The organism is Streptomyces sp. NPDC107562 (genome assembly GCF_055657325.1).
The window spans coordinates 1-6,513 of sequence record NZ_JBVKBE010000034.1; the positions used below are offsets into that span (position 1 = coordinate 1).

General features: G+C 69.2%; 5 protein-coding genes. 4 read left to right on the top strand and 1 reads right to left on the bottom strand.

All coding sequences use genetic code 11. The features are described from left to right. Window positions 1–122: 122 nt before the first annotated feature. A complete protein-coding gene (locus ACZ7LV_RS38865) occupies window positions 123–1,712 on the bottom strand; it encodes an FAD-binding oxidoreductase (RefSeq protein WP_471946075.1) in 1,590 nt (529 codons plus the stop codon). A gap of 469 nt (window positions 1,713–2,181) precedes the next feature. Between ACZ7LV_RS38865 and pstS the strand changes: the two genes are divergently transcribed. From pstS to pstB, 4 genes are all read left to right on the top strand, one after another. Then, the gene (gene pstS, locus ACZ7LV_RS38870; protein ID WP_471946076.1) at window positions 2,182–3,303 is read left to right on the top strand and encodes a phosphate ABC transporter substrate-binding protein PstS; all 1,122 of its coding nucleotides are present in this window, start codon (window positions 2,182–2,184) and stop codon (window positions 3,301–3,303) included. 112 nt (window positions 3,304–3,415) lie between these two features. After that, window positions 3,416–4,423: a phosphate ABC transporter permease subunit PstC gene (pstC, locus tag ACZ7LV_RS38875; protein ID WP_471946077.1), complete on the top strand. Its 1,008-nt coding sequence runs from the start codon at window positions 3,416–3,418 to the stop codon at window positions 4,421–4,423. Next, entirely contained in the window at window positions 4,420–5,478 is a 1,059-nt protein-coding gene (gene pstA, locus ACZ7LV_RS38880) for a phosphate ABC transporter permease PstA (protein ID WP_471946078.1), read from the top strand. Before pstC ends, pstA begins: the two co-directional genes overlap by 4 nt. A 45-nt stretch (window positions 5,479–5,523) precedes the next feature. After that, the gene (gene pstB, locus ACZ7LV_RS38885) at window positions 5,524–6,300 is read left to right on the top strand and encodes a phosphate ABC transporter ATP-binding protein PstB (protein WP_471946079.1); all 777 of its coding nucleotides are present in this window, start codon (window positions 5,524–5,526) and stop codon (window positions 6,298–6,300) included. Window positions 6,301–6,513: the final 213 nt, after the last annotated feature.

Below are 6,513 nucleotides of genomic sequence, written 5' to 3' on the forward strand. Positions count from 1 at the left end.
ACGACAAACGAGCCCGGCACTACCAAGCCCTGGTCACCCTCGCCTGCCTACGACTCTGGCTGACCTGACTTTGCGGACACGCCCTAGGGCCTGTCTGACGATTCCCGTCTGCCAGGGCCTGCCTAGAGCGCCTGCGGGTGGGTGAACACGCGATTGGGGTCGTAGACGCGCTTCAGGCGGGTCAGGCGTGGGGCCGCGTCCCCGTAGTACGCCTCACGCCAGTTCTTCAGCGTCGGGTCCGTGTAGTTCTGGTACGCGGCTCCGGAAGCGTACGGGCGCATCGCGCCGTGGGCCGAGGTCAGCCAGGACTGGGCCGAGGCGCCGGAGGTGCCGGGCCGCCAGGAGGTTATGTACTGGGCCAGCATCCGGGAGCGGCGGTGCACGAAGGCGGTCGCCGTCGGGGAGACGCGGTTGATCGCGCCGCCGAGGGCCGTGAAGGCGATGCTGCCGGCGCCGCCGCGCACCGACGACACCTGGGCGAGCAGGGCGCCGATGCCGGCCGCCGAGAGCGAGCGGTCGAAGAAGTCGGAGCGGGCGGCGTACGTCTCGCGGCCCAGGGCGCCCTGCGGTGAGCGGCCGGGCGTGGTGCCGGGAAGGTGGCACTGGGCGTCGGTGGCGAAGGACGAGCAGCCGGCGTAGACCTCCATCGACTCCTCGTACGAGCGGCGTTCGAGCGAGACGGACGACGCCGAGGCGCCGACCCGGGCGGCGAGGCGGTCCACGGCGTTCTGGAGTTCGCCGTAGGTGCCCAGGGAGAAGGCGGCCACGGAGACGGTGGGGGTGCCGCCTGCCGTGTTCGCCAGGTGGAGGGAGGACCAGATCTCGTCGGGCTGGTCCGGGCCCCACTCCTGCCAGGCCCGCACGACCGCGGCCGCCTTGCTCCACGGCCAGCTCAGATACGCCGAGACCGCCTGCGGGGCCGGGTGGGTACGGAAGCGCAGCTCGGTGACGACGCCGAAGGTGCCGTTGCCCGCGCCGCGCAGCGCCCAGAAGAGGTCGGGGTGGTGGGTGGCGTCGGTGGTGATCTGCTTGCCGTCCGCGGTGACGAGGGTCGCCCCGGTGAGGCTGTCGCAGGTCAGGCCGTACGCCCGGGAGACCACCCCGTGCCCGCCGCCGAGCACCAGGCCGGAGACGCCGACCGTCGGGCAGGAGCCGGCGGGGACGGTGACGCCCTTGGCGGCGAGCGAGCGGTAGACGTCGATCAGCTTGGCGCCGGCGCCGACGACGGCGGTGTCGCCGCTCGCGCGGACGCGGCTGAGCCGGGAGACGTCGACGATCAGCCGGCCGTTGCCGGAGGACCAGCCGGCGTAGGAGTGACCGCCGTTGCGGATCGCCACGCGGATGCCGCGGGCGCGGGCGTAGGCGAGCGTCGTGGATATGTCCTGCGGGTGCGCGACGTAGGCGACGGCGGCGGGCTTCAGGGCGTCGAAGCGGGTGTTGTAGAGCTGGTGGGCGGTGGTCCAGGAGGCGTCGCCGGGCCGGACCAGGGTGCCGTCGAGATCGCGCGCCAGCGCCGCCCAGTCGGCGGCGGCGGTGGTGGCCGGCGTGGTCGCGGACGTGGCGGCGGAAGCGCGCCCGGGGCGGGAGGGTGAGGGGACTCCGGTCGTGGTGGAGGTGGCCGTGGCGGTTCCGGAACCGCCGCTGCACGCCACCGCCGAGGCGATCCCCACGACCGCGGCGGCGCCGCCCCCGATGAACCTACGCCGTTCCATGCGCCTGCCTCCCGCTCCCGCCCGCTCGCACGCGGGTACGTCAGACGAGACGGCCCGGCGGGGGCGAGGGTTGCGCTCGACACCGTTTCCGACCCGCCTCTTACCTGGATCAGTGACGCACAGTCACGATGGGACGGAGGGTCTTGACCGGGGGCGTGGGGGTTCGGGTAACTTTTGGGTCAATTCCTGTTTTGTCCGCGCTGATGCGCTGAGGGAGGTCGGACGAGGGACGTATGCGCCGGTGTGTGTTCGGTTGGGACCTCCACGTGTTCTCCCCGTGAGCATTCCGTGACCTAACCGCACCGACCGAAGGGGTTCACCCTCCGTTCACTTACGGCCATAGGCGGCTTCACCTGATCTGCCTAATTTCGGCCTTACCGATGGCGGAGGTGCTCGAGAGCGCGTCCACATCGAACAGACCTCGCACGCCGCCGAACAGGACGGCGGCTCCTGGAAGGAACTCCCGAAAGTGAAGCTTCAGCGCATGAACCGGCGGGCCCTCACCCTCGGTGCTCTCGCCGTCTCCGGCGCCCTGGCCCTCACGGCGTGCGGCTCCGACGACACCGGCAACGGCGGCAGCTCGTCCGCGAGCGCGGCCGCCTCCGGCTCGATCGACTGCGGTGACGCCAAGGGCCAGCTGCTGGCCGACGGCTCTTCCGCGCAGAAGAACGCCATCGACGCCTGGGTCAAGGCCTTCACGGCCGAATGCAAGGACGTCCAGATCAACTACAAGGGCTCCGGCTCCGGCGCGGGCATCACCGCGTTCAACCAGGGTCAGGTCGCCTTCGCCGGCTCCGACTCGGCGCTGGACGAGGAAGAGATCGCGGCCTCCAAGGAGGTCTGCCAGGGTGGTCAGGGCATCGACCTCCCGATGGTCGGCGGCCCGATCGCCCTCTCCTACAACGTCCCGGGTGTCGACAACCTGGTGCTGGACGCCGAGACGATCGCCAAGATCTTCGACAGCAAGATCACCAACTGGAACGACGCGGCGATCAAGAAGCTGAACCCCGACGCGGACCTGCCTGACCTCAAGATCCAGGCCTTCCACCGCTCGGACGAGTCCGGCACCACGGACAACTTCACCAAGTACCTGATCGCCACCACCCCGGACAACTGGAAGTACGAGGGTGGCAAGGCCTGGCAGGCCAAGGGTGGCCAGTCGGCCTCCGGCTCCTCCGGTGTGGCCCAGCAGGTCTCCCAGGTCTCCGGCGCCATCAGCTACATGGAGCTGTCGTACGCCGAGGGCATGGACGTCGTCGGCATCGACACCGGTGCCGCCGAGCCGGTCAAGGCCTCCACCGACGGTGCGACCGCGGCCATCGCGGACGCCGAGGTCGTCGGCCAGGGCAAGGACCTCGCCCTGGAGATCAACTACAAGACCAAGGCCGAGGGCGCGTACCCGATCACCCTGGTCACCTACGAGATCGTCTGCGACAAGGGCAACAAGGCCGACAGCCTGCCCGCGACCAAGGCGTTCCTGAACTACATCGCGAGCGAGGACGGCCAGGGCCAGCTGGCCGACGCCGGCTACGCGCCGATCCCCGACGAGATCATCGCCAAGGTCCGCACCACCATCGAGGGCCTGAGCTGACCTGAGTGCGCGGCCCGGTCCCCCGTACCCCGGGGGGCCGGGCTCCGCACCGTCCGGTGCACCGCCGCCAGGAGCCGTACGACAAGTCCGGCTCCGCAGACCGGAGAACCTGATGGACATAACGACCAAGCACACCGACGCGCATCCACCGATGCCCCAGCCGACGGAGACCGAGCGCAAGCGCGCCGCCCGCGGCGCCACCCGACCCGGAGACCGGATCTTCCTCGGTCTCTCCCGTGGTTCGGGCATCCTGCTGCTGGTGATCATGGCCGCCATAGCGGTCTTCCTCACCTACCGCGCCATCCTCGCCATCAGCGAGGACGAGGGGAACTTCCTCACCACCTTCGAGTGGAACACGGGCACCCAGCCGCCGGTCTTCGGCATCGCGGTGCTGGCCTTCGGCACCGTGGTCTCCTCGATCATCGCCATGGTCATCGCGGTCCCGATCGCCGTCGCCATCGCGCTGTTCCTCACCCACTACGCCCCGCGCCGGCTGAGCGGCCCGATCGCCTACGTGATCGACCTGCTCGCCGCCGTGCCGTCCATCGTGTACGGCCTCTGGGGCGCCCTGATCCTCGTACCGCACCTGGGCGGCCTCTTCGCCTGGCTCGACGCGTACTTCGGCTGGACCGGCATCTTCGATTGGCAGGGCGGTACGCCCCGCTCGATGCTCACCGTCGGCATCCTGCTGGCGATCATGATCCTGCCGATCATCACCAACGTCAGCCGTGAGGTCTTCCGCCAGGTCCCGCAGATGCACGAGGAGGCGGCCCTGGCCCTCGGCGCCACGCGCTGGGAGGTCATCCGCATGGCGGTGCTGCCGTTCGGCCGCTCCGGCGTGATCTCCGCGTCGATGCTCGGCCTCGGCCGTGCGCTCGGCGAGACGATGGCCGTCGCCACCGTGCTGTCCCCCTCCTTCGAGATCCAGGCCAGCCTGCTCGACCCGGGCGGCGGTACGTTCGCCCAGAACATCGCCAGCAAGTTCGGTGAGGCGGACACCTTCGGCCGTGACGCGCTGATCGCCTCCGGTCTGGTCCTGTTCGTCATCACCCTGCTGGTCAACGGCGCGGCCCGCGCGATCATCGCCCGCCGCAAGGAGTACTCGGGGGCCAACGCATGAGCCACGCCGTCCTCACCAAGCGCCCGAGTTCGCTGCGCGGCGCCAACCTGCCCAAGTGGGCGCCCTACGTGATCGCCGCGGGTTCCCTCGCGGTCGCCGTGGGCATCGGCATGGCCGCCGGGCTGGACAGCCGGATCCAGTGGGGCGTGATCGCCGCGCTGCTGTACATCTTCGGCACCTTCGCCATCGCGACGGCCGTCGAGGGCAAGCGGCAGGCCAAGGACCGGGTCGCGACCTCGCTGGTCTGGGTCGCCTTCCTGCTCGCCGTCGTGCCGCTCGCCTCCCTGGTCTGGGCGACCGTGGAGCGCGGTACGAAGGTCCTCGACGTCTACTTCCTGACCCACTCGATGGGCGTCGTCGGTGACCGCGAGGCCGGTGGCGGTATCTACCACGCCATCATCGGCACCCTGGAGCAGGTCGGTCTCGCCACGCTGATCGCCGCGCCGATCGGTGTGCTCACCGCCATATACCTCGTCGAGTACGGGCGGGGGAACCTCGCCCGGGCGGTCACCTTCTTCGTCGACGTCATGACGGGTATCCCGTCGATCGTCGCCGGTCTGTTCATCCTCAGCATCATGCTGATCTTCGAGATGCAGCCCTTCGGCTTCGCCGGCTCGCTGGCGCTCGCGATCCTGATGATGCCGGTCGTGGTGCGCTCCACCGAGGAGATGCTCAAGCTCGTGCCGAACGAGCTGCGAGAGGCGTCCTTGGCGCTGGGCGTGCCGAAGTGGCGGACGATCCTGAAGGTCGTCCTGCCGACGGCGCTCGGTGGTATCACCACCGGCATCATGCTGGCGATCGCGCGTATCGCCGGTGAGACCGCGCCGGTGCTGCTGCTGGTGTTCGGTAACCCGTTCATCAACAACAACCCGTTTGAAGGGGCCCAGGCCTCGCTGCCGCTGTACATCTACCAGCAGTACTCTCAGAGCGCCGGTGCCGAACCTGCGTACGACCGTGCGTGGGCGGCGTCGCTGACGCTGATCGCCTTCGTGATGATCCTGAACCTGCTGGCCCGCGGCATCGCCCGCTGGAAGGCCCCCAAGACCGGTCGCTGACGCGGCCACACAGCGACCGAATTCCGAAAGAAGCAGTGATTTCACATGGCCAAGCGCATTGATGTCAGCGGCCTCAGCGCCTACTACAGCTCCTTCCGGGCCATCGAGGACATCTCGATGACCATCGAGCCCCGTTCGGTCACGGCCTTCATCGGGCCGTCCGGATGTGGCAAGTCCACGTTCCTGCGGACGCTCAACCGGATGCACGAGGTGACTCCGGGCGGGCGGGTCGAGGGCAAGGTCATGCTCGACGACGAGAACCTGTACGGGCAGGGGGTCGACCCGGTGTCCGTGCGGCGTGAGGTCGGCATGGTGTTCCAGCGGCCGAACCCGTTCCCGACGATGTCGGTGTACGACAACGTGGCGGCGGGGCTGAAGCTGCTGGGGTCGTTCAAGAAGTCCCAGCTGGACGACATCGTGGAGAAGTCGCTCAAGGGCGCGAACCTCTGGAACGAGGTCAAGGACCGGCTGAACAAGCCGGGGTCGGGGCTGTCCGGTGGTCAGCAGCAGCGGCTGTGCATCGCGCGGGCGATCGCTGTCGAGCCGAACGTGCTGCTGATGGACGAGCCGTGTTCCGCGCTCGACCCGATCTCCACGTTGGCGATCGAGGACCTGATCGGGGAGCTGAAGGAGCGCTTCACGATCGTCATCGTGACGCACAACATGCAGCAGGCCGCGCGTGTGTCGGACCGGACGGCGTTCTTCAACCTGTCCGCGGTGGGGCAGCCGGGCAAGCTGATCGAGATCGACGACACGGAGCGGATCTTCTCGAACCCGTCGGTCCAGGCCACGGAGGACTACATCTCCGGGCGTTTCGGCTGATAAAAGCCCCTCGCGGTGCTGCATGGCGGTGCCACCGCGAGGACGAAAAGGGCCCGCCCCTGGCTCCCGGGGGCGGGCCCCGTCGTTTCTCCGGTACGCGGGTGGTGCTCGTCTCGTCGGGGGCGGGTCGGGGGGTGTCCGTCCTCGGAACGGCGCGGAATCGGTCACTTCCCCACCCACCCCTTTTTCCGCCCCCACCCCTTCCGGCTGGCA